This window comes from Rhodanobacter sp. Root561, from assembly GCF_001427365.1.
GTDB lineage: Bacteria > Pseudomonadota > Gammaproteobacteria > Xanthomonadales > Rhodanobacteraceae > Rhodanobacter.
In genome coordinates this window covers 54047-75016 of sequence record NZ_LMGH01000011.1, presented here as the reverse complement: position 1 = coordinate 75016, position 20970 = coordinate 54047, and the positions used below count along the sequence as shown (strand labels likewise).

Genomic DNA, 20970 nt, shown 5'->3' with positions numbered 1-20970 from the left:
GCGAGGTGCTGCACATGCATGGCGCACGTCTGAAGCTCATCGAGCAGACAGGTGGATAGTCTCTCGTGGCGTCGGCCGCCGGACAAGCCGATTCGAGCACGTGCGCGTGCGGCTTCGTCCAGTTGTCGTGCGTCGTCGTCCAAAGTTGCGCGCGAGGCACTGAAGGTCGCTGGTAACGGGCCACCATGCCGACCACACTGTCGATGTTCTTCACCGGCACGCAAGCGCTTGACGAGAGCCGCGCGTGGCGGGTTCCAATCTCTAAAGACCCCATGAGGAGAAAGCCATGAACGAGCCAAAGGGCGATCGGCGGAAGTTCCTCGCGCAAGCGGGCGTTGCGACGCTCAGCGTCGGCGCCGCAAGCCTGTTCGCCAGCAGGGCCATGTCGACCACGATAGTCCGTTCGAACGACGTCGGCGTCATCCAGACCGCGCTTGCCCTCGAACATGAAGGCATCGCCGCCTACCGCCTCGCAGGGAAGAGCGGATTGCTTTCGCCTGCAACGCTCAAGCTTGCGCTCGTCTTCATGGGCCACCACCAGGCGCATCGCGATTCGCTGGCGAAACTCGTCGCAACGGCCGGCGGCAAGCCCGTCGAGCCAAAGACGGACGTCCAGTACATCGCCGAGCTCAAGCTTGGCGCCCTCAAGTCCGAGACCGATGTCGTTGCGCTGGCGACCATGCTCGAGCGTGGTGCCGCCAGTGCGTATATCGGCCAGATCACGGCGCTCAAGGATCCCAAACTCGCGAAATTGTTCGCGTCGATTTCTGCCGACGAAGCCATCCATTGGACCACGCTCAACAACGCAGCGGGAACGCCGATTCCGGCGGCGGCTTACGTATTTGGTTGAGCAGTCGGGCATGAAGGTGTCGCTGTTTCGCACGTCGATCCGGGCGGGTAGCCTGTTGCTTGCCAGCCTGCTGTGCATGGCCGCCTGGGCAGAGAACGTGCCGAACGATGTCGCCGCCGGGCAGATGCTGTACCTGAACACGTGTGGCGGATGCCACTCGGTGGATGCGGACCGCATCGGCCCGCGCCACCGCAACGTCGTCGGAAGGGCGGTGGCCAGCGTCCAGGGATACGACTACTCGCCGGCCTTGAGGAAACTCGGTGGCATCTGGACGCCCGCGAGGCTCGACCAGTGGCTGAGCGGCACGCAGAAGATGGCGCCCGGCAGCAAGATGTATCTGGAACTGGACGATCCAGACGTGCGCCACTCGATCATCGTCTACCTGCAATCCGTTTCGCTCCCCGCGCCGAGGGATTCGCGCACGGCCAGCCCGTCGGGGCACTGGAGAAAACGACAATGAACCACCATGTCGGACGAGCAGCCTGAAATCCGCGAAATTCGACCATCAGGAATTCCCCATGCAGCATTTCCCGCAACCCGTTTTCGTCGCCGCCGGACTCCGCACGCCATTCGGGCGTGGCGGCGGTGCGCTTGCCAATTACGATGCGATCAGCCTGTCGGTTCCGGTCGTGAAGGCAATGGCGGCGCGCGCCGAGCCGGACCTGGTCGTGTGGGGCTCGGTGATCCCGAACCTCGGCTGGAGCAACATCGCGCGGGAAATCTGGCTCGACGCGGGGCTCAATCCCAACGTCCCTACTTTCTCCGTCGTGCTGGCCTGCTCGACCAGCATGACCGCCGCGTTCGCGGCGGCCGGAATGCTCGGCGGGGACATCGACCTTGCCATGGTCGGTGGCGGTGAAGTCATGAGCCGCCCGCCGATCGCACTGACGGCCGAGGCGTCGAAGCGGCTGACCGACCTGTTCGGCAGCGATCCTTCCGCGGCGCTGGCCGCCCTGCAGGCGCTGAAACCACAGGACTACGTGTTGCCGACCAAGGGCTGGGCCAACCGCATTACCGGGCGCACCATGGGCGACCACATGGAGGAGACCGCCAAGGCGTGGCAGATCAGTCGCCAGGCGCAGGATGACTGGGCGCTGCAAAGCCATCAGCGTGCGGTGGCGGGCTGGAACAGCGGCTTCTTCGACGACCTGGTCATCAAGCTCCCGGAACTCGAACGCGATGCCAATCCGCGCGCCGATACCTCGTCCGAAAAGCTGGCGGCGCTCAAACCCGCGTTCGACCGGACGAGCGGCCAGGGCAGCCTGACCGCCGGCAATTCCTCGCCGATCACCGACGGCGCCGCCGGCTGCTGGATCGCGAACGAAGCCGGGCTTGCCCGACTGCCGGAGGGCACCCCGCATCTGCGCCTGGTCGACTACGAGGTGGCAGCAGTCGACCACCATACGGAAGGCCTGCTGATGGCGCCGTCCTACGCGATCCCGCGGCTGCTTGCGCGCCATGGTCTCGGCTATGCAGACATCGACCTGTGGGAAATCCACGAGGCGTTCGCGGCCCAGGTGCTGGCGAACGTCGCGGCGATCGAGCGGCCCGACTGGGTGCGCACCAAGACCGGCGTGCAGGCCGACCTCGGGACCTTTCCGTGGGAGCGCGTGAATCCCAATGGCGGATCGGTCGCGATCGGTCATCCGTTCGGGGCGACCGGTGCACGCGACCTGAGCCAGGCGGTGAAGGAGTTGTGGTCGCATCCCGTGGGTTCGCGCGCCATCGTCAGCATCTGTGCCGACGGCGGCCAGGGAACGGTGACCTTGCTTGAACGGGTCTGATACGCAGGCCGCGATCGTCCCTGTCGGCGACCTGACAACGTAACGAACAGCGCTGACGAACGAATTATCCGGTGAACTCGATGATGATCCAGCCAGGATCGAAGGAGGACTGATGGACTACCACAAGAACCCTGAGGTGATCGCCAAGCTGACGCCCGAGCAATTCCGTGTCACCCAGGAGAGCGCGACGGAGCGCCCGGGAACCGGTGCGTATCTCCACAACAAGGAAGCAGGCATCTACGTGGACGTCGTATCCGGCGAGCCGTTGTTCGCGTCGTCCGACAAGTTCGAGTCCGGCTGCGGCTGGCCGAGCTTCACCAAGCCGATCGAACCCGCACACGTCAACGAATTGCGCGATACCACCTACGGCATGATCCGGACCGAAGTGCGTTCGGCGCACGGCGACAGCCATCTCGGACACGTCTTCCCCGACGGTCCTCGCGACAAGGGCGGCTTGCGCTACTGCATCAATTCGGCCTCGCTCCGTTTCGTGCCCCGCGCCGAGATGGAAGCACAAGGCTACGGCGCCTATCTCGATCAAGTGGAGGACATCCAGTGACTACCGAACGCGCTGTGCTCGCCGGCGGCTGCTTCTGGGGCATGCAGGACCTGATCCGCAAGCTCCCCGGGGTCGTGTCGACCCGGGTCGGCTACACCGGTGGCGACGTGCCGCACGCCACCTATCGCCACCACGGCACCCATGCCGAGGCCATCGAGATCAACTTCGATCCCGCGCAGACCACCTACCGCCGCCTGCTCGAGTTCTTTTTCCAGATCCACGATCCGACCACGGTCGATCGCCAGGGAAACGACCGCGGCACCAGCTATCGCTCGGCCATTTTTTTCACGAACGACGAACAAAAGGCCGCGGCCCTGGACACCATCGCCGACGTCGAGGCTTCGGGGCTGTGGCCTGGAAAGGTGGTGACCGAGGTCGCGCCAGCCGGTGATTTCTGGGAAGCGGAAGCCGAGCATCAGGATTACCTCGAACGGATCCCGAACGGCTATACCTGCCATTTCGTGCGTCCGGGCTGGGTGCTGCCTCGCCGTGCGGAGGCGAAGGCCTAGCCGTCGGGATTTTCCGATCGCGCGTCATCGAAGGAGGCGCATGGGCCTGAGGGAAGACCGAGCATGAGCATCGTCGCAGCCATTCATGGCGGGCAAGGCGCGCCAACCTGGATCCCATGGGATGGCACGACGCTTTGCCTGGCCGGGAGCGCTTTTGCCTGGATCGACGTGGTCGATGCGTGCGGCGAGGAAATCGCATCGCTCCAGCGCGTGTTCGGCCTGCACGAGCTCGCCGTCGAGGACTCGATGAGCGATGCGCAGGTCGCCAAGCTCGACCTCTATGCGGATCATGCCTTCATCATCGCGAAGGCGGCGGAGCTGGGCCCCAGCGAAATCCAGTATGCCGACGTGGGCATTTTTCTGGCCGAACGGCGGGTCATCACGGTCTGCCGGATGGAAACCACGTTCGGCCACCGGCTGCGGGAAAGCATCCACCGGATCGCGCGACGCAACGTGAAAGGGCCGGAGTTCGTGGTGCACGAGGTGCTCGATCTCGTCGTGGACGACTACTTTCCTGTCGTGCAGATGATCGCCGACGAAATCCTGCTCATCGAGAAGCGGCTCCTGTGCGACTCGCTCGGCAGTACCGAGATCGCGCGCATCTTCCAGCTCCGGCGCGAAGCGATCCACTTCCAGCATGCCATCAGCCGGATGATGGAGGTATGCAACAAGCTGGCGACGCTCGACGTGCCTTGTGTTTCCGACGCGTCCCGGCCGTATTTCCGGGACGTCCTGGACAACCTCGTGCGCATCGAGGCCATGACCACGGGGCTCATCGATGTCATCCGCACGGCGCTGGAAGCCAGCAGCCTGCTCGAGCAACAACGGCAGTCGGCGATCACCCGGCAGCTCGCCGCCTGGGCGGGCATTCTCGGCGTTCCCACCGCGATCGCGGGCGTCTACGGGATGAATTTCGCCAACCTGCCCGGGACGCACACCGGCTGGGGCTATCTCGTCGTCCTGGGCGTCATGGGCTCGATTTGTGTGTGGCTCTACTGGCGTTTCCGCAGGCTCGGATGGCTTCCGTAGTCCGCTGCCTTGCGTTTCATCACCCGCTGACTAACGAAGGTCGACCAGCGTTGGCCCCGAGACTGACATGAATCTTGTTTGCGCAACACGCGATCCGGCATTGAACACGGCCACCAAGGCCGACCCGGCCTTTCTGGCCGAAGTGCTCGCCGGCCTGTCCGCCCGGCAGAAAGTCGTGCCCGCACGATGGTTGTACGACCATCGGGGCTCCGAGCTTTTCGAAGCCATCACGGCGTTGCCGGAGTACTACCCGACGCGGACGGAACATTCCATCCTGGAACGGCACGCCAAGGACATTGCCGAAAGGGTGGGCCGTGGCCGGGTGGTGATCGAATTCGGTTCGGGTTCTTCGACGAAGACGCCCTTGCTGCTCTCGGCCATCGAGCCGGAAGCGTACGTACCGATCGACGTCTCCGGGGAATTTCTCCACGAATCCCTGCAGGTACTCTCGCGCTCGTTCCCGGGCCTGCCGATACATCCCGTCGTCGGCGACTTCACCAAGCCGATGCAGCTTCCCCGGCTGGGACACTCGCCGCGGCTGGGATTCTTCCCCGGCTCGACCATCGGCAACTTCGTGGCTCCCGAGGCGGTGGACCTGCTGCGGACGATGGCCACCACGCTCGGAGATGCCGCGCAGCTGCTGATCGGCGTGGACCGGATAAAGGACCCGCAGGTCCTCGTTCCCGCGTATGACGATGCCGCCGGCGTGACCGCGCAGTTCAACCTGAATCTGCTCGACCGGATCAACCGCGAGCTGAGCGGGACGATTCCGGTCGGCGCGTTTCGCCATCGCGCGATCTGGAATGACGACGAGGCGCGCATCGAGATGCACCTGCTGGCAACGCGCGACCTGAGCTTCGAAGTCGCGGACCACGTGTTCCGCATGCGTGCAGGGGAAACGATCCATACCGAGAACAGCATCAAGTACGGCACGCGCGACGTCCGCGTCCTGTTGCGCGCCGGCGGCTGGACACCGGTCGCGGAATGGACCGACGCGCAGCAACTCTTCAGTGTCGTGCTGGCGGAAGCCACCCCCCGGCGTGTCGGGCCCTGAAGGGCGAATAGCTCTATACCCGGCTCTGCGGATGGCGCACCTGCCCTTCCCCGCGCACCACGAAGCGCTCCACCGTGAGCGCCTCGGCGCCCATCGGACCGTAGGCGTGCAGGCGGGTGGTGGAAATGCCGATCTCGGCGCCGAGGCCCAGTTCGCCACCATCGCTGAAACGCGAGGAGGCGTTGACCATCACCACGGCGGAGCGAATCGCCTGCACGAAACGTAGCGCGGCCGCTTCGTCGGCGGTGGCGATGACTTCGGTGTGGTCGGAGCCGTAGCGGCGGATGTGGGCGATCGCGGCATCGAGATCGTCGACCACGCGCACGGCGAGGATCAGGCCGAGGAATTCGGCGGCGTAGTCGTCGTCGGTCGCCGCTTGCATGTCGGGCACCCATGCGCGGCTGGCGTCGTCGCCGCGCAGTTCGACGCCACGTTGGCGCAAGGCCTGCACCGCCCGCGGCAGGAAGCTGGCGGCGACATCGCGATGGACCAGCAGGGTCTCCAGCGCATTGCACACGCCGGGGCGTGAAGTCTTGCCGTCGATGAGCAGGTTCAAAGCGAGATCGAGATCGGCGGCGCGGTCCACGTACAGGTGACAGACGCCTTTGTAATGCTTGATCACCGGCACGCGCGCGTGTTCGGCGACGAAGCGGATCAGGCCTTCGCCACCGCGCGGGATGGCCAGGTCGACGATGTCGATGAGCTGCAGCAACTCGACCATCGCCTCGCGGCGCAGATCCTCGATCAGGGTCAGCGCCGCTACGGGTACGCCGTTCTTCGTCAGCGCATCCCGCAATGCAGTCGCAATCGCCGTGTTGGAATGGATCGCCTCGGAACCACCGCGCAGGATCACCGCGTTGCCCGCCATCAGGCACAGCGCAGCGGCGTCGGCGGTGACGTTGGGGCGCGCCTCGTAGATCATCGCGATCACGCCGAGCGGAATGCGTACGCGCTCGATCGACAGGCCGTTCGGCCGCGTTTCGCGGCGGGTCGTCACGCCGACCGGATCGGGCAGCTCGGCCACCTCGCGCAGCGCGTTGGCGATGCCGGCCACCCGCGTCTCGTCCAACCGCAGGCGATCGAGCATCGCGCCCTGCACGCCCTTGTCGGCGGCGGCCTGCATGTCGCGCGCATTGGCCCGCAGCACGTCGGCGGAGCGCGCTTCCAGTGCGTCGGCCATGCCGCGCAGCAGGGCCCGCTTCGCATCGCTGCCCAGCGCGGCGACGACCTGGGCGGCATCGCGACACGCCAGCGCCTGCTCCCTGATCGTGCTCATGCGCTGATCTCCTGCCCCGGGGCAACCGGGCTGTCCATGGTGATGAGGTCGTCGCGATGCACCACTTCGTCGCCGTAGCTGTAGCCCAGCACGCCGTCGATCTCGCGGCTGTGCCGGCCAGCCAGTCGGCGCACTTCGGCGGCGCCGTACTGGCTGATGCCGCGTGCGATGGCGCGGCCGTCGGCATCGACGATCTCGACCAGGTCGCCGCGATGGAACTCGCCCTGCGCATCCAGCACGCCGCCGGGCAACAGCGAGACGCGACCGCCGGCCAGTGCGCGCGCCGCGCCGGCGTCGACGCGAACCCGTCCGCTGGCCGTCGGCGCATGGCGCAACCAGTATTTGCGTGCCTGCATCCGGCTCGACGACGCGGCGATCAGGGTGCCGCGCAACTGGCCGTCGCGCAGCGCCTGCACGGTGGCCGCCTCGCGACCGCTGAACAGCACGGTGGGAATGCCCGCGGCCGCGGCCTTGGTCGCGGCTTCCAGTTTCGTGCGCATGCCGCCGGTGCCGGCCACGCTGCCGCTGTCGCCGGCCATCGCCAGGATCTGCGGCGTCAGCGCGGCCACGTGCGCGATCGGCGTGGCGGCCGGGTCGCGGCGCGGGTCGGCGCTGTACAGCGCGTCGACGTCGGAGGCGATCAGCAACAGGTCGGCGTCGACCAGCGCCGCCACGATCGCGGCGAGGTTGTCGTTGTCGCCGAGTTTCAATTCGTCCACCGAGACGGTGTCGTTCTCGTTGACCACCGGCAGCACGCCGAGCTGCAGCAACTCGCGCAGGGTGGCGCGTGCGTTGAGGTAGCGGCGCCGATTGCGCAGGTCGTCGTGGGTCAGCAGAACCTGCGCCACAGGCCGGGCGGACAGCGACTGCCACAGCGCGATCATCGGCGCCTGGCCCAGCGCGGCCAGCGCCTGCCGCGCGGCGAGGCCACCGCCGGCGCTCGCATGCTGCCGCAGCAGCGCCCGTCCCGCTGCCACCGCGCCGGAGGACACCAGCACCACTTCACGACCGGCTGCATGACTGGCCGCGATGAAACCCGCCAGGGCTTCGGCGTAGCGCGGCGTGAGGCCGCCGCCATCGGCGGCGAGCAGGTTGCTACCCACCTTCAGCACGGCGCGGCGCCACGGCGGCAGAGCCTGTACGGGCAAATGGATTCGCGTGCTCTTCGTGTCGATCGCCGCCATGCCCACGCCTCCGTGTCAGTCGTCGAGCGCGCGCAATCGCGCGTGCAATTCGTCCAGCCGCAGGTCGTTGCCGGCGCCGGGCGACACACGCGCGTCGAGGCTGCCTTCCGGCGTGCGCCCTTGTCCCGCCGATGCAGCCGCTTCCGCCGCGGCGCGATACGCATCGCGGAACGGCACGCCGGCGGCGGCCTGCTCGATCGCCACGTCGGTGGCGTACATCGCCGGCTCGATCGCCGCGCGCATGGCCGTTTCGTTCCAGGCAAATCGCGCCAGCAAGTCAGGCACCAGTTCCAGCGCCATCAGGCCGTGGCGCACGCCGTGGAAGATCGAGCCCTTGGAGAACTGCAGGTCGCGCTGGTAGCCGGACGGCAGCGACAGCAATTGCTCGATCTCGGTGCGCGCGGCGGACACGCTGGCGTAGCTCGCGCGCAGCAGCTCGATCACGTCAGGATTGCGCTTGTTCGGCATGATCGAGCTGCCGGTGGTGTACTCGGACGGCAGCTGCACGAAGTTGAATTCGGCGGTGGTGAACAGCGAGAGGTCCCAAGCCAGCCGGCGCAGGTCGAGCAGCGCGCCGCCGATCGCCTCCAGCACCGCCATCTCGAACTTGCCGCGCGACAGCTGGGCGTAGATCGGGCTGACCTGCATGCGGGCGAAGCCCAGCGCTTGCGTGGTGTGTTCACGGTCGAGCTTCAGGTTCACGCCGTAACCGGCGGCGGTGCCGAGCGGATTGGCATCGATCAGCGCCAGTGTCTGCCGCGCGCGCAGGGCATTGTCGATGAAGCCTTCGGCGAAGCCGGCAAACCACATCGCAGTGGACGACACCACCGCGCGCTGCAGGTGGGTGTAACCCGGCAACGGCACGGCCGGTTGCGCGGCGCGATCGAGGCAGACTTCGGCGATGGCACGGCAATGCATTTCCAGCGCGACCAGCTTGTCCTTCAGCCACAGCCGCGTGGCGACCAGGATCTGGTCGTTGCGGCTGCGGCCGGTGTGCACGCGGCGACCAGCGTCGCCCAGGCGCTCGGTGAGGCGTGCCTCGATCGCCGAATGGCCGTCTTCGTAACGCTCGTCCAGCACGAAGGCGCCGCCGCTGAAATCCGCAGCCAACACATCCAGCTCGCGCTTCAGCGCCGCGGCCTCGTCGGCGCTGACCACGCCGATGTTGGCCAGGCCTTCGACGTGCGCCTTGCTGGCGGTGATGTCGTGCAGGAAGAACTCGCGATCGAGCAACACATCGTCGCCGGCGAGGAACTTCATGATCTTCGCGTCGATCTGGATGCCGGATTTTTGCCAGAGGGGTTGGGTCATGGCCGGGTCTCGCTCATTTGATTCGTCACTCCAGCGAAAGCTGGAGTCCAGTGTCGTTGCACGGTGAAGTCGCTGGATTCCCGCTTACGCGGGAATGACGGCGGTCAGATGGGAATGGCGGTGTATTCGTCCACGCCGATCGCGCGGTTGATGTTCTGCATGGCTTGCGTCGCGGCGCCTTTCAGCAGGTTGTCCAGCGTGGCCACCACGACCACCCGCTTGCCGTCCGTCGACATCGCGAAGCCGCCGATCTCGGCGTGGTGCTGGTGGGCAACGCGGCTGACCCACGGCGCATCGTCCAGCACCGACACCAGCTTCTCGCTAGCGTAAGCGGCATGGAAGCGCTGCAGCACCTCCTCGCGCTTCAGCTGACGGCTGAGGTAGAGGTTGCTGGTGACCGTGAGACCGCGAAAATGCGGCGCCACGTGCGGCATGAATTCCACCGGCACGCCGAGCTGGAAGGAGGCTTCCTTCTCGTGCATGTGGCCGGTGAGCGCGTACGGCATCAGGTTGTCGCGCAGCTTTTCCGGATCGTTCTTGTCCGACGGCGTGGTGCCCGCGCCGGAGTAGCCAGACACGCCGAAGCACACCGGTGGCGCCGCCAGCAGGTCCTTCAATGGCGCGATGGAAAGCTGCATCGCGGTGGCGTAGCAACCGGGGTTGCTGATGCGCCGCTCGCCCCGCCACTTGTCGCGGGCGAGTTCGGGCAGGCCGTAATACCAGCGCTTGTCGAAGCGGTAGTCGGCGGAGAGGTCGAGGATGATCGGATCGACCCCGGCCTGGTCGAATGCCTCCACGCAGGCCGCCGCCTTGCCGTTGGGCAAGGCCAGGATCACCACGTCGGCGCCGAGTTTCGGCAGGTCCTCGTGCGCCGGCGCGCTGTAACGCAGCTCGCCGCGATACTCGGGCACGTGCGCGTCGACGCGCTGGCCATCCAGCTCGCGCGAGGACACAAAGCTCAGTTCCAGCGCCGGATGCCCCGCGATCAGGCGGATCAGCTCGGTGCCGGTGTGGCCCCGTGCGCCGACGATGCCGATGGTTTTCTTGTCGTGTGTCACCGATCCACTCCTGCGATGCTGCTTTCTCCTCCCCCTGCAAAGCAGGGGGAGGTCGGGAGGGGGTGAGGCTTTTGATCTTCACATCAAGATCAAGAGCGATCCCACCCCAGCCCTCCCCTGCATGCAGGGGAGGGAGCTGGTCTTGCTCAATCCACCAGTGTCGGCTGGCGCTGCGCGCAATGCGCCACGCAGCGGAAAATCGTGTCGAGGTCGTCGATGCCGTACCAGAACACCTTCCAGCGCGGCTGCTTGATGCAGCCGTCCGACTCGGCGTAGTAGAAGATGTTGACCTGGTTGCCGTGGCGCGAACGCCAGAACAAGCGTGGATGCTCTTCGCGCATCACCTGCCACACCGCCCGGCCCAGGCCTTCGCCCTGGGCGTCGTCGAGCACGGCGAACTTGTCCAGGTACGGCAAGCCGTCCTCATCGGTGAGGATCATCGCGGCGCGGTAGTTCTCGCTGACGTAGATGCGGAGCGGCTTGGTGCGCTCGAAGTAATCCGGCACCAGGGCTCGGCCGAAACTCGATTCGATCAGCGTGCGCATGCGCGCGAGGTCGATGTCGTCCCATGAGTCGAACGTCCGCACCTTCTCGCCGCGCCGGACCAGGGTGCCGGAACCCTTGTGGGTGAACAGCTCCTTGGCCAGTTCCGCCGGCCGAGTGATCGACACCGATGACGTCAACGGCAAATCGGCCAGCAGGTCGGCGATCTGCTCGATCTTCAGGCGCATGCCGCCGTTGATCCACGGCTGCGCCATCAGGTGGTCGAACTCGGTGGACAGGTTGATCGAGTCGATCAGCTTGCCGTGCTCGTCGAGCAGGCCGCCGGTGCCGGTGAGGAACACGATCTTGTACGGCTGCAGCATGCGTACCAGTTCGTTCGCGGCGACGTCGGCGTTGACGTTGAGGATCTGCCCCTCGTCGGTTTCGCCGAGGCTGGCGATCACCGGGATCGAATTCGCGCGCAGGCTGGCCTCGATCGGCGCCAGGTTGATGCTGTCGACCTTGCCGACCATGCCGTAGGTATCGCGATCCAGGTAGCTGGCCAGGAACACGCCCGACGGCACCGCGGTGGCGCGGGTGTCCATCGACTGCAGCGCTTCCACCAGTTTCAGGTTCTGCTGCATGAACACGCGGCGCACGATGCCCAGCGCCTTCGGCGAGGTCACGCGCAGGCCGTTGATCGTCTGCTTCTCGATGCCGGCAGCGGCCAGCTCCTCATCCAGTTGCGGGCCGGCACCATGCAGCACGATCGGGGTCAGCCCCACCTGCTGCAGGAAGGTCAGCGACGAGGCGAGATCGGCCAGCTCGTCGCGCAACACCGCGCCGCCCACCTTGACCACGGCGAAACGCTTGGCGTCGACCTCGGAGAAGCGCTTGAGGTATTGCTGGATTTCCTTCGCGCTGCCCATGCTCGAAAGCAGGCGCACGATGGTCTTGCGGGTGTGGTTGCCTGTGCTCATGCGATTTTGCTGTCCACGATCCGGTGAATGACCTCTGCGTAATGCTGCAACTGATCCAGCGCGACCCACTCGTCGGCGCTGTGCGCCTGGGCGATGTCGCCGGGGCCGTAGACGAAGGCGGTGTAGCCGGCAGCGGAGAACAGCGCCGCCTCGGTCCAGAAGTCCACCGCGTTGCCCACCGGAATGCCCAGCTCGTCGGCGAGATCGCGGGCGACCAGCCGGTTCGCCTCGGCGTTCGCCGTATCGCCGGCGGGCAGCGAGGCGCCGCGGAAGGTTTCGGTGAACTCCACCGGCTGCGGCTCGACCAGCGTGCGGAAGCGCGCGAGCAACTGGTCCGGGTCCATCGTCGGCAGCGCACGGAAACCGAAGCGCACTTCCGCCGCGGGCGCGATCATGTTCGCCTTGATGCCGCCCTCGACCCGGCCGATGTTGAAGCGCAGGCCGGTGAGTCCGCCGAAGCGCTCGTGCGACTGCGCCGCCACGAAATCCAGTGCCGCATTGCCCCAGCGCATCGCCTGGTGCAGCGCGCTGTCGCTGGGCTGCTGCTCGCCCGAAGCATGGCCGGCGTGGCCCGCGAAGCGCATCAGCACCGACTGGATGCCGCGATGCGCCAGCACCGCCTCGCCCCTGGTCGGTTCGGCCACGATCACCGCCTCGTAGGCATGCGCATCGCGCAGGAAGCCGGCGATGCAGCGCGGGTCGTTCGCTTCCTCGTCGGTGGAAAACAGCAACGCCAGTGCGCCATCGCTGGCATTCGCCACCGCCAGCAACGCGGCCGCCGCACCCTTGATGTCGCAGGCACCGAGGCCGATCGCGCGATCGGCAGTCACCCGCAACGCATGCGGATCGGCCGTCCACGCTGGCGAATCCGGCACCGTGTCCAGATGCACGTTGAACAGGTATTTCGGCTCGCCGCGCACCGCATGCAGCGCCACCGCACCGGCGCCGAAGTCGGTCACCGTGACCGTGAAGCCGGGAAGCTGCGCGCGCAGGTAGTCGAAGATGCCGCCGGTGTCGATCGCGCGCGGCGGATTGCGCGTGTCGAACCCGACCAGCGCCCGCAGGTGCTCCAGGGTGGCGTCCAGCAGCGCGCTCATCCGCGATTGACCTCAGCCCACAGCGTGCTGCTCATGCCGAACAGCTTGATGAAGCCCTCGGCTTCCTCCACGCCCCAGTCGGCCGACTGGGCGTAGGTGGCGCCCTTGGCGTTGAGGATGTGTTTCGACTCCACCGCCACCGCGCCGACGCTGCCGCCGTTCGTCTCCAGCGTCACTGTGCCGTTAACGGTGGACTGGCTGGAGGCCAGGAACGCCTCCAGATCGGTCTTCAGCGGGTCGTGGAAGAAGCCCTCGTAGACCAGCTCCACCCACTTGCGCGCCACGTCGGGCTTGAAGCGGTTCTGCTGCTTGGTGAGCACAGCCTCTTCCAAGGCACGGTGTGCGGTGAGCAGTGCAGCGAGACCTGGCGCCTCGAAGATGATGCGACCCTTCAGACCGATCGTGGTGTCGCCGGTATAGAGGCCGCGGCCCACGCCATACTGGGCGAACAGGCCGTTGAGCTTCGCCAGCATTTTGTGCCCAGCCATCGCCTCACCGTCCAGGGTCACCGCCTCGCCGTTGACGAAACCGATCTTCACCTGCAGTGGTTTGGACGGCCATTCGGCGCGCGGCTTGCACCAGCCCACCGCGCCGGCGCCGGGCGCTTGCCACTGGTCGATCTCGCCACCGGACATGGTCAGGCCCAGCAGGTTCTCGTTGATGGTGTACGCCTGCTGCTTGGCGCGCACGCCGAAGCCGCGTTCCTCCAGGTACTTCTGCTCGTAGGCACGCGTCTGCGTGTGTTCCTTCTGGATCTCGCGGATCGGCGCCACGATCTGGTAGTCGCCCAGCGCCTTCACCGCCAGGTCGAAACGCACCTGGTCGTTGCCCATGCCGGTGCATCCATGCGCGATCGCCTTCGTGCCCAGTTCGGCGGCGCGCTTCAGCGCGGCCTCGACGATCAGGTAGCGGTCGGAGACCAGCAGCGGGTACTGGCCCTGGTAGCCCTCGCCCGCCCACACGAACGGCTTGACGAAGCCGGCCCAGATCGCCGGACCACCATCGACGGTGACGTGGCTGGCCACGCCCAGTTCCTGCGCGCGGGCCTCGATGAAGGCGCGCTCCTCGGCATCCACGCCGCCGGTATCGGCAAACACGGTATGCACGGCCCAGCCCTGCGCCTGCAGGTAGGGCACGCAGAAGCTGGTGTCGAGGCCGCCGGAGAAAGCGAGGACGATGTCTTTGCCTTCTCCGTTGGAGGGAATGGGGAATGGGGAATCGGGAATGGTGGGAGCATTCGACATGGTGGTAATCCTGAAGGTATGGGTGAAGCGCAACGAGCAGAGTGCGAAGGACTGTTTTTGACGATTCCCTATTCCCGACTCCCCATTCCCTGCTCCACGACGATGCGCGGCTCGCAGCGCACCGGGAAATTCACGGAGTTGGCGATGAAGCAGGCGTGGTGCGCGGCTTCGTGAGCGGCCTCGGCCCTGGCCGGATCGCTGGCGGCGCTGATCGTCACCACGGGACGCAGTACCACTTCCACGAAACGCCCGCCGTCACCTTCGGTGGCCATCGCGCCTTCGGCGGCGTCGGTGTAAGCGGTCACCACCACGCCGGCCACGGTGACCATGTGCAGGTAGGACAGCATGTGGCAGGTGGACAATGCGGTGACCAGCATGTCCTCGGGGTTGTGCCGGCTGGCGTCGCCGCGGAAGGTCGGATCGGACGAGCCGGCCAGCTCGGGTTTCCCCGCGATGCGGATCGTGTGGTCGCGGCTGTAGTTGCGGTAGCCGTCGGTGCCTGTGCCGAGGTTTCCGGTCCACTCCACGTCGACGCGATAGTGATGTTGATGAGTCACGGCGTTGGCTCCTGTTGGGTCATCAGTGCGGCCAGCTCCACGTCGCCATCGCCGTCGCGCTCGCGTAGGCCGGCGATCACGCCGGCGCGATTGCGGGCGGGATGGTTCTGGCTCAACTTGAACTTGCCTTCGATGCGGTCGATGCTGATTTCGAGACCGACGATGGCGCGCAGCGACTTCTCGACGTGGTCTTCCGGCGCGTCACCGATCTTCCATGGCTGCGGCTGGCCCGCCTCATGGTGGTCGGTCAGTGTCTCCAGCAGCCGACGCAGCCAGGCCGCGTCATCGATCACTTTCAAGCGACCATGCACGTGCACCACCGCGTAGTTCCACGTCGGCACCTCGCGCCCGGTCTCGTGTTTGCTCGGATACCAGTTCGGGCTGATGTAGCCGTCCAGACCCTGGAACACCAGCAGCACCTCGGCGCCGTCCTGCTGCGCCAGCTCGTTGCCGCGGGCAACATGACCATGCAACACACCGTCAACCAGTTCGAATGGCAAGTGATTGGCCGCCAGCCCGCCGGCCCCGTGGGTCACCACGGTGGCGAACGGATACGCCCGGATCAGCCCGTGCAAGGCCTCGCTCCGCGTCTCCTGGAAATGCTTCGGCGTGTACATGCCGGCTCAGCCCTGCCCGATCAGCGACGCCATCACCGCCTTCTGCGCGTGCAGGCGGTTCTCGGCCTCGTCGATGGCGATGCAGTACGGCGCATCCATCACCGCGTCGGTGGCCTTGATGTTCCGGCGCAGCGGCAGGCAGTGGCTGAACAGGCCGTGGTTGGTCAGCGCCATCTTTGCCTCGTCCACCATGAAGTGCCTGTTCGCCTCGCGGATCGGCTTCTCCTTGTCCCACTGGCCGAAGAACGGCAACGCCCCCCAGCTCTTGGCGTAGACCACGTCGGCGCCGGCATAGGCTTCCTCGATGTCGTGGCTGACCTTCAGCGAACCGCCGTTCTGCTCGGCGTTCAGACGGCCAAACGCCATGTAGCGCTCGTCCAGCACGTAGTCCGGCGTGGGGCACAGCAGGGTCACGTCCATGCCCATCTTCGTCGCGATCAACAGCGCCGAGTTCGCTACCGCGGTGTTCAACGGTTTCGGGTGGTAGGTCCAGGTCAGCACGTACTTCTTCCTGGTCAGATCGCCCAGGTGCTCCTTCATCGCCAGCGCGTGGGCCAGCTCCTGGCAGGGGTGGGTGATGGTCTCCATGTTGATCACCGGCACGGTGGCGTACCGGGCGAAGGCCTTGATCACCTTGTCCTGCCGATCCACCGCCCAGTCCTGGAATTTCGGGAAGGCGCGCACCGCGATCAGGTCGACGTAGCGGCTCAGCACGCGCGCCACCTCGGCGATGTGCTCCTCGGTGTCGCCATCCATCACGCTGCCCACCTCGAACTCGATCGGCCACGCATCCTTGCCCGGCGCCAGCACGATGGCGTGACCACCCAACTGGAACGCACCCAGCTCGAAGCTGGTGCGGGTGCGCATCGACGGATTGAAGAACAGCAAGGCGATCGACTTGCCGGCCAGTTGCTGGCCACGCGGGGAACGCTTGAACGATGCCGCCTGTTCCAGCAGCGCGTCGATCTCGGTGCGGCTGTAATCCTGGGTGGTGATGAAATGCCGTAGAGCCATGATTTACTCCAATCCAAAACACAAAAAACCCGGCGCAGAGGCCGGGTTTCGTCGTCGATGCACCGTCAAACGCGTGCGACTGCCTACCCGGCCGAGTATCCATACAACGGTCGGCGCGCACGCGACGTCATGCCAGCGGCCGCGCGGGCGCTGGTCAGTACGGTGGCGGTATAGACGGCTGTGGACATGGGGATTCCGGGTGACTGTCGGGCATCATGCCGACAATTTCGCTGCCGTGCAACAAAAAATTCGGGTGTCCCGAAAAGCAACGCCGCCAAGGCTGGCGGCGTTGCTGGTGGGGGTCAGTCGGCCGGGTCGACCCGTACCCGGACGCGCAGGCGCTCGCCGGGGTCGTAGCTCAGGCGCGAGGTGTAGACCTCGCCGCGATAGCGGTATTCCACGTCGTAGCCGATGATCCGGCGCTGTTCGCTGACCGAGCTGACCTCGCGGCACTGGGTCTGGGCGGTTTCGTAGTCGCGGCCACGGTTGGTCCGGTTGCCGATCGCGCCGCCGGCCACGGCGCCGGCCACGGTGGCGGCCTTGCGTCCGTCGCCCTTGCCCACGGTGTTGCCCAGCACGCCGCCGATCACGGCGCCGAGCACGGTTCCCGCGGTGCTGTTGCCACCTTCGTGGCGCACCACCGGCTGGTCATAGCATTCCTGGCGCGGCACCTCGGTGCGGGTCACGCCCTGCACCGGGTCGGCGCGCAACACGTCGGCCCAGCCGTAGTGGGCGTTGTCGTCATTGTTGCCATTGTTGGGGTTGGCGTAACGCACATCCTGTGCACAAACGCCGCCCGCCACCAGGGCAAGTGCGAGCGCGGAAATCCACAGCTTGGTCATCACGACCTCCCAATTACTGAAACACCACTCGCGCAGGCGCGCGTACTGGCAGCCATTGCAGCAAATTCACGCTGAATACACCCTTAGAATCAGTCAACGGGAAGCCGGCGCGACTCGGCCACTTACACCTTGTTAAGATGCCGGGCTGGCCGAACCCCCTGCCCGGACGGCCCATGCCGCGGATTCCACCATGCCGATATCGCTCTACAACAGCCTGACCCGTCGCACCGAACCGTTTGCCCCGCTCGACCCGGAGCGCGTGACGATGTACCTGTGCGGCCCCACCGTCTACAACTACGTGCACATCGGCAATGCCCGCGGGCCGGTGGTGTTCGACGTGCTGGTGCGCCTGCTGCGGCGGCATTACCCCCACGTCGTGTATGCCCGCAACATCACCGACGTGGATGACAAGATCAACGCCGCCGCGCAGCAGCAAGGCGTGCAGATCGACGCGATCACGAACCGCTTCGCCCAGGCCTACCGCGACGACATGGCCGGGCTCGGCGTGGCGCCGCCCGACATCGAGCCGCATGCCACCACCCATATCGCGCAGATCGTCACGATGATCGAAGCGCTGATCGACGGTGGCCATGCCTATGCTGCCGAGGGTCACGTGCTGTTCGACGTCGGCTCGTTCGCCGATTACGGCAAACTGTCCGGCCGCGATCCCGATGAACTGATCGCCGGCGCGCGGGTGGAAGTGGCGCCGTACAAGCGCAACGCGGGCGACTTCGTGCTGTGGAAGCCTTCCACACCCGAACTTCCGGGCTGGGACAGCCCGTGGGGTCGCGGTCGCCCCGGCTGGCATATCGAGTGCTCGGCGATGAGCGCTGCGCACCTGGGCGAGACCATCGACATCCACGCCGGTGGCGTCGACCTGCTGTTTCCCCACCACGAGAACGAGGTGGCGCAGTCCACCTGCGCCCACGGCGGCAAGGTGTTCGCACGCTGGTGGATGCACAACGGCATGCTGACTTTCGGTGGCAGCAAGATGAGCAAATCGCTGGGCAACATCGAGAAGGTCCACGATTTGTTGCAGCGTCACGCGGCGGAAGCCCTTCGCTACGCACTGCTCAGCGCGCATTATCGGCAGCCGCTGGACTGGTCGACTGAACTGGTCGAGCAGAGTACCCGCACGCTGGACCGACTTTATGGAACGCTGAGAGAACTGGCGCCCATCGAAGTCACGGCGGAAATTCCGATCGACGTGGAGCAGGCGCTCCAAGACGACCTCAACACGCCGATCGCCTTGGCGGCGATGAATGCGTATGCAAAGCAGGCAAGGCACCTCCTGACACACGAAACGGCGCCCTTTGAGGGGGCCGCTCGCGCGGAGCTAGCAGTCATCAAATCAGCGCTTCTCGGCGCCGGTAACGCGCTTGGCCTGCTTGACCAGGATCATCAGGCCTGGTTCCAGCATTCAGGGACGAAGAGCATCGACGAGACGCATGTCGAGGACCTGCTCGAACAGCGTCGCGCCGCCCGCGCCTCGCGCGATTTCGCCCGGGCCGACGCGATTCGCGAGGAACTGGCCGCGCTCGGCATCGCCATCGAGGACGGCGCCCAGGGTACCCGCTGGAGCATCGTCAAGGCCTGATGCATCGAACCGGCCGGCGCGGCGGATTTCATTTTCCGCACCGGTCCGCGCGATAATGCCCGGATGAATGCCATTGCCAGCACCGGCGCCGAACAGGCGCAGCAGCAGATTGCCGAGGAGTTCGCCTTCTTCGGTGACTGGACCGAGCGCTACCAGTACCTGATCGACCTCGGCAAGCAGTTGCCGGACTTTCCCGAGGCACACAAGAACGATGTCTACCGCGTGCACGGCTGCCAGTCGATGGTGTGGCTGGTGCCCTCCGGCGATGCCTTGAACATGCACTTCGAGGCCTTCAGCGATTCGGCGATCGTGTCCGGCCTGCTCGCCCTGTTGCTGCGCGTCTATTCCGATCGCCCGGCAGCCGAGATCCTCGCCACCGAGCCGACCTTCATCGGCACCATCGGCCTGGCCAAGCATCTGTCGCCGACGCGCTCGAACGGCCTGGCCGCCACGCTGATGAAACTGAAGGAATACGCCAAGGTGATGGCGAGCCAGGAGTGAGTAAAGAGGAGTGAGAAGTGAGAGAAAAGCCGGAGCGCGAGACGCCGTTGCCTTCTCACTCCTCTCCACTCACTTCTCGCAAAAAGCCCCGCTCGAAGCGGGGCTTTTTTGAAGAGTCCGGCATGGATGCCGGTTTGATCTTTGCGCTCGTGGATGAGCGCAAAAGCACAGCCCTCAGTCGCCCATCTGCTTCTGCAGGTGCTCGCGGCGTTCCTGCGCATCCAGCGACAAGGTGGCGATCGGTCGCGCATCGAGACGATCGACGCCGATCTCCTCGTCGGTCTCTTCGCAGAAACCGTAGCTGCCTTCCTCGATCCGGCGCAGCGCCTTGTCGATCTTGGAGATCAGCTTGCGGTAACGATCGCGCGTGCGCAGCTCCAGCGAGTTCTCGGTTTCGCGGGTGGCGCGCTCGGCCTCGTCGCCCACGTCACGAACTTCCTCGCGCAGGTTGTCCATGGTCTGTCGCGACTCCTCGACAAGCTGGTCGCGCCAGTCGCGCAGCTTGTTGCGGAAATACGCCAGATGCATCGGAGTCATGTACTCCTCGTTAGGCGAGGGGCGGTAACCCTTGGGCAAGTTGATGTTGGTGGTGGAGGACAGTGCGTATCGCCCGTCTTCCTGGGTAATACCGTTATCGAGTTTTTTTGCAGCAAGTTTATTCATTGAAGACGACGTTTTCTGTTTCTTGGAGGAAGAGGCATGGTGCGCGGCGGTTTCTGCGCGCGGTGTCACCATGGCGGTTGCACTCGCCACCTTGCCCTTGAACAGGGTGCTGGCGGGTGCCGGGGATACGTGTTTTGCGGCAGCTACCGGTGCCGGCTTTGCTACCGTCTTTTCGGCGGGCTTGGTCGCTTTCGGGGCCGGCTTGGCCACCGGCTTCGGCACCGGCTTGGCCGCGGGCTTTGCCACGACGACCGGCTTGGCGACGACCTTGGCTGGTTTGGCGGCGCTGCGGGCCTTGCCCGCGGCAGGCTTGCCGCTCTTCGCGACAGCCTTGCCGGCGACAGGCTTCTTCGCGACGACCCTGGCGGGTGGCGCCTTCTTCACGGCAGCCTTCTTCGCGGCGACTTTCTTCGACGCGGGAGCCTTGACCGGGGCGGATTTCTTCGCCGGTGATTTCTTCGCTGGTGACTTGCTGGCCAGTGACTTGGCGACGGGCTTGCTGACCGCCTTTTTCGACGCGACTTTCTTTGCCGCCGGCTTGCTTGCGGGTTTGGCTGCGGCCTTCGGCTTGGTCTTGGCAACGGCCTTCGACGCCGCCTTGGCCGGTGTCCTGCTCGCGTTCTTCACGGTCGCTCCCTTGCCTGCAACTGTCGACTTGCCGGCCTTGCTTCCAGACGAAGCCTTGGCTTTCTGCGCCTTCGCGGCGGTCGAACTACGCGTCGTTTTCGCCATATCCCTTCACCGTTAGTGGCCGTGGCGGC

At 65.9% G+C, this 20970-nt stretch carries 21 protein-coding genes; 9 read left to right on the top strand and 12 right to left on the bottom strand.

Annotation, left to right across the window (positions count from 1 at the left end):
• Positions 1–286 precede the first annotated feature (286 nt).
• The 7 genes from ASD55_RS09170 (at position 287) to egtD (ending at position 5785) form a co-directional block, all read left to right on the top strand.
• On the top strand, positions 287–850 hold the full coding sequence (locus ASD55_RS09170) for a ferritin-like domain-containing protein (protein WP_056765579.1): 564 nt from the start codon (positions 287–289) through the stop codon (positions 848–850).
• A gap of 10 nt (positions 851–860) precedes the next feature.
• Entirely contained in the window at positions 861–1310 is a 450-nt protein-coding gene (locus ASD55_RS09165; protein ID WP_157598934.1) for a c-type cytochrome, read from the top strand.
• A gap of 58 nt (positions 1311–1368) precedes the next feature.
• Positions 1369–2634: a thiolase family protein gene (locus ASD55_RS09160; RefSeq protein WP_056765575.1), complete on the top strand. Its 1266-nt coding sequence runs from the start codon at positions 1369–1371 to the stop codon at positions 2632–2634.
• A gap of 112 nt (positions 2635–2746) precedes the next feature.
• Entirely contained in the window at positions 2747–3193 is a 447-nt protein-coding gene (gene msrB / locus ASD55_RS09155) for a peptide-methionine (R)-S-oxide reductase MsrB (protein ID WP_056765573.1), read from the top strand.
• Positions 3190–3702 (top strand): peptide-methionine (S)-S-oxide reductase MsrA, encoded by a 513-nt coding sequence (msrA, locus tag ASD55_RS09150; protein ID WP_082542722.1) that lies wholly within the window; start codon positions 3190–3192, stop codon positions 3700–3702. The genes msrB and msrA overlap by 4 nt, the downstream gene beginning before the upstream one ends.
• Positions 3703–3765: 63 nt before the next feature.
• A complete protein-coding gene (locus tag ASD55_RS09145) occupies positions 3766–4731 on the top strand; it encodes a magnesium and cobalt transport protein CorA (protein WP_082542721.1) in 966 nt (321 codons plus the stop codon).
• A 100-nt stretch (positions 4732–4831) separates the two neighbouring features.
• Positions 4832–5785, top strand: a complete 954-nt coding sequence (egtD, locus tag ASD55_RS09140) for an L-histidine N(alpha)-methyltransferase (protein ID WP_200946137.1) — start codon at positions 4832–4834, stop codon at positions 5783–5785.
• 13 nt (positions 5786–5798) lie between these two features.
• Here egtD and ASD55_RS09135 read toward each other — a convergent pair whose 3' ends face one another.
• The 11 genes from ASD55_RS09135 to ASD55_RS09085 form a co-directional block, all read right to left on the bottom strand.
• The gene (locus tag ASD55_RS09135; protein ID WP_056765569.1) at positions 5799–7061 is read right to left on the bottom strand and encodes a glutamate-5-semialdehyde dehydrogenase; all 1263 of its coding nucleotides are present in this window, start codon (positions 7059–7061) and stop codon (positions 5799–5801) included.
• Positions 7058–8245, bottom strand: coding sequence for a glutamate 5-kinase (proB, locus tag ASD55_RS09130; protein ID WP_056765567.1), 1188 nt, complete (start codon positions 8243–8245; stop codon positions 7058–7060). The genes ASD55_RS09135 and proB overlap by 4 nt, the downstream gene beginning before the upstream one ends.
• A 15-nt stretch (positions 8246–8260) precedes the next feature.
• Entirely contained in the window at positions 8261–9556 is a 1296-nt protein-coding gene (locus ASD55_RS09125; protein WP_056765561.1) for an argininosuccinate lyase, read from the bottom strand.
• 104 nt (positions 9557–9660) lie between these two features.
• The gene (argC, locus tag ASD55_RS09120; RefSeq protein WP_056765559.1) at positions 9661–10614 is read right to left on the bottom strand and encodes an N-acetyl-gamma-glutamyl-phosphate reductase; all 954 of its coding nucleotides are present in this window, start codon (positions 10612–10614) and stop codon (positions 9661–9663) included.
• Between the two features lie 146 nt (positions 10615–10760).
• Complete coding sequence (locus ASD55_RS09115; protein WP_056765554.1) at positions 10761–12077, bottom strand: acetylglutamate kinase; 1317 nt, start codon at positions 12075–12077, stop codon at positions 10761–10763.
• Complete coding sequence (locus ASD55_RS09110) at positions 12074–13174, bottom strand: acetylornithine deacetylase (RefSeq protein ID WP_056717195.1); 1101 nt, start codon at positions 13172–13174, stop codon at positions 12074–12076. Before ASD55_RS09110 ends, ASD55_RS09115 begins: the two co-directional genes overlap by 4 nt.
• On the bottom strand, positions 13171–14418 hold the full coding sequence (locus tag ASD55_RS09105) for an argininosuccinate synthase (RefSeq protein ID WP_056717196.1): 1248 nt from the start codon (positions 14416–14418) through the stop codon (positions 13171–13173). Before ASD55_RS09105 ends, ASD55_RS09110 begins: the two co-directional genes overlap by 4 nt.
• Before the next feature lie 68 nt (positions 14419–14486).
• Positions 14487–14975 carry an OsmC family protein gene (locus tag ASD55_RS09100; RefSeq protein WP_056717197.1) on the bottom strand — a complete coding sequence of 163 codons (489 nt, stop codon included), beginning with the start codon at positions 14973–14975 and terminating at the stop codon, positions 14487–14489.
• The gene (locus tag ASD55_RS09095) at positions 14972–15592 is read right to left on the bottom strand and encodes an FMN-binding negative transcriptional regulator (RefSeq protein ID WP_056717198.1); all 621 of its coding nucleotides are present in this window, start codon (positions 15590–15592) and stop codon (positions 14972–14974) included. Before ASD55_RS09095 ends, ASD55_RS09100 begins: the two co-directional genes overlap by 4 nt.
• Before the next feature lie 6 nt (positions 15593–15598).
• Positions 15599–16606, bottom strand: coding sequence for an N-acetylornithine carbamoyltransferase (locus ASD55_RS09090; RefSeq protein WP_056717199.1), 1008 nt, complete (start codon positions 16604–16606; stop codon positions 15599–15601).
• A gap of 302 nt (positions 16607–16908) precedes the next feature.
• Complete coding sequence (locus tag ASD55_RS09085; RefSeq protein WP_056765550.1) at positions 16909–17448, bottom strand: glycine zipper 2TM domain-containing protein; 540 nt, start codon at positions 17446–17448, stop codon at positions 16909–16911.
• Between the two features lie 190 nt (positions 17449–17638).
• Here ASD55_RS09085 and cysS point away from each other — a divergent pair, with 190 nt between their 5' ends.
• A complete protein-coding gene (gene cysS / locus ASD55_RS09080; RefSeq protein WP_056765547.1) occupies positions 17639–19045 on the top strand; it encodes a cysteine--tRNA ligase in 1407 nt (468 codons plus the stop codon).
• Positions 19046–19108: 63 nt separating this feature from the next.
• On the top strand, positions 19109–19546 hold the full coding sequence (locus ASD55_RS09075; protein WP_056765540.1) for a SufE family protein: 438 nt from the start codon (positions 19109–19111) through the stop codon (positions 19544–19546).
• Positions 19547–19720: 174 nt separating this feature from the next.
• Here ASD55_RS09075 and dksA read toward each other — a convergent pair whose 3' ends face one another.
• Positions 19721–20941, bottom strand: coding sequence for an RNA polymerase-binding protein DksA (gene dksA / locus ASD55_RS18715; RefSeq protein WP_200946135.1), 1221 nt, complete (start codon positions 20939–20941; stop codon positions 19721–19723).
• Positions 20942–20970 lie beyond the last annotated feature (29 nt).

Coding starts and splice junctions, on each gene's coding strand:
- ASD55_RS09170 (WP_056765579.1), top strand. CDS start 287: ATGAACGAGCCAAAGGGCGATCGGCGGAAGTTCCTCGCGCAAGCGGGC.
- ASD55_RS09165 (WP_157598934.1), top strand. CDS start 861: ATGAAGGTGTCGCTGTTTCGCACGTCGATCCGGGCGGGTAGCCTGTTG.
- ASD55_RS09160 (WP_056765575.1), top strand. CDS start 1,369: ATGCAGCATTTCCCGCAACCCGTTTTCGTCGCCGCCGGACTCCGCACG.
- msrB (WP_056765573.1), top strand. CDS start 2,747: ATGGACTACCACAAGAACCCTGAGGTGATCGCCAAGCTGACGCCCGAG.
- ASD55_RS09145 (WP_082542721.1), top strand. CDS start 3,766: ATGAGCATCGTCGCAGCCATTCATGGCGGGCAAGGCGCGCCAACCTGG.
- ASD55_RS09135 (WP_056765569.1), bottom strand. CDS start 7,061: ATGAGCACGATCAGGGAGCAGGCGCTGGCGTGTCGCGATGCCGCCCAG.
- proB (WP_056765567.1), bottom strand. CDS start 8,245: ATGGCGGCGATCGACACGAAGAGCACGCGAATCCATTTGCCCGTACAG.
- ASD55_RS09125 (WP_056765561.1), bottom strand. CDS start 9,556: ATGACCCAACCCCTCTGGCAAAAATCCGGCATCCAGATCGACGCGAAG.
- ASD55_RS09115 (WP_056765554.1), bottom strand. CDS start 12,077: ATGAGCACAGGCAACCACACCCGCAAGACCATCGTGCGCCTGCTTTCG.
- ASD55_RS09110 (WP_056717195.1), bottom strand. CDS start 13,174: ATGAGCGCGCTGCTGGACGCCACCCTGGAGCACCTGCGGGCGCTGGTC.
- ASD55_RS09105 (WP_056717196.1), bottom strand. CDS start 14,418: ATGTCGAATGCTCCCACCATTCCCGATTCCCCATTCCCCATTCCCTCC.
- ASD55_RS09095 (WP_056717198.1), bottom strand. CDS start 15,592: ATGTACACGCCGAAGCATTTCCAGGAGACGCGGAGCGAGGCCTTGCAC.
- ASD55_RS09090 (WP_056717199.1), bottom strand. CDS start 16,606: ATGGCTCTACGGCATTTCATCACCACCCAGGATTACAGCCGCACCGAG.
- ASD55_RS09085 (WP_056765550.1), bottom strand. CDS start 17,448: ATGACCAAGCTGTGGATTTCCGCGCTCGCACTTGCCCTGGTGGCGGGC.
- cysS (WP_056765547.1), top strand. CDS start 17,639: ATGCCGATATCGCTCTACAACAGCCTGACCCGTCGCACCGAACCGTTT.
- ASD55_RS09075 (WP_056765540.1), top strand. CDS start 19,109: ATGAATGCCATTGCCAGCACCGGCGCCGAACAGGCGCAGCAGCAGATT.
- dksA (WP_200946135.1), bottom strand. CDS start 20,941: ATGGCGAAAACGACGCGTAGTTCGACCGCCGCGAAGGCGCAGAAAGCC.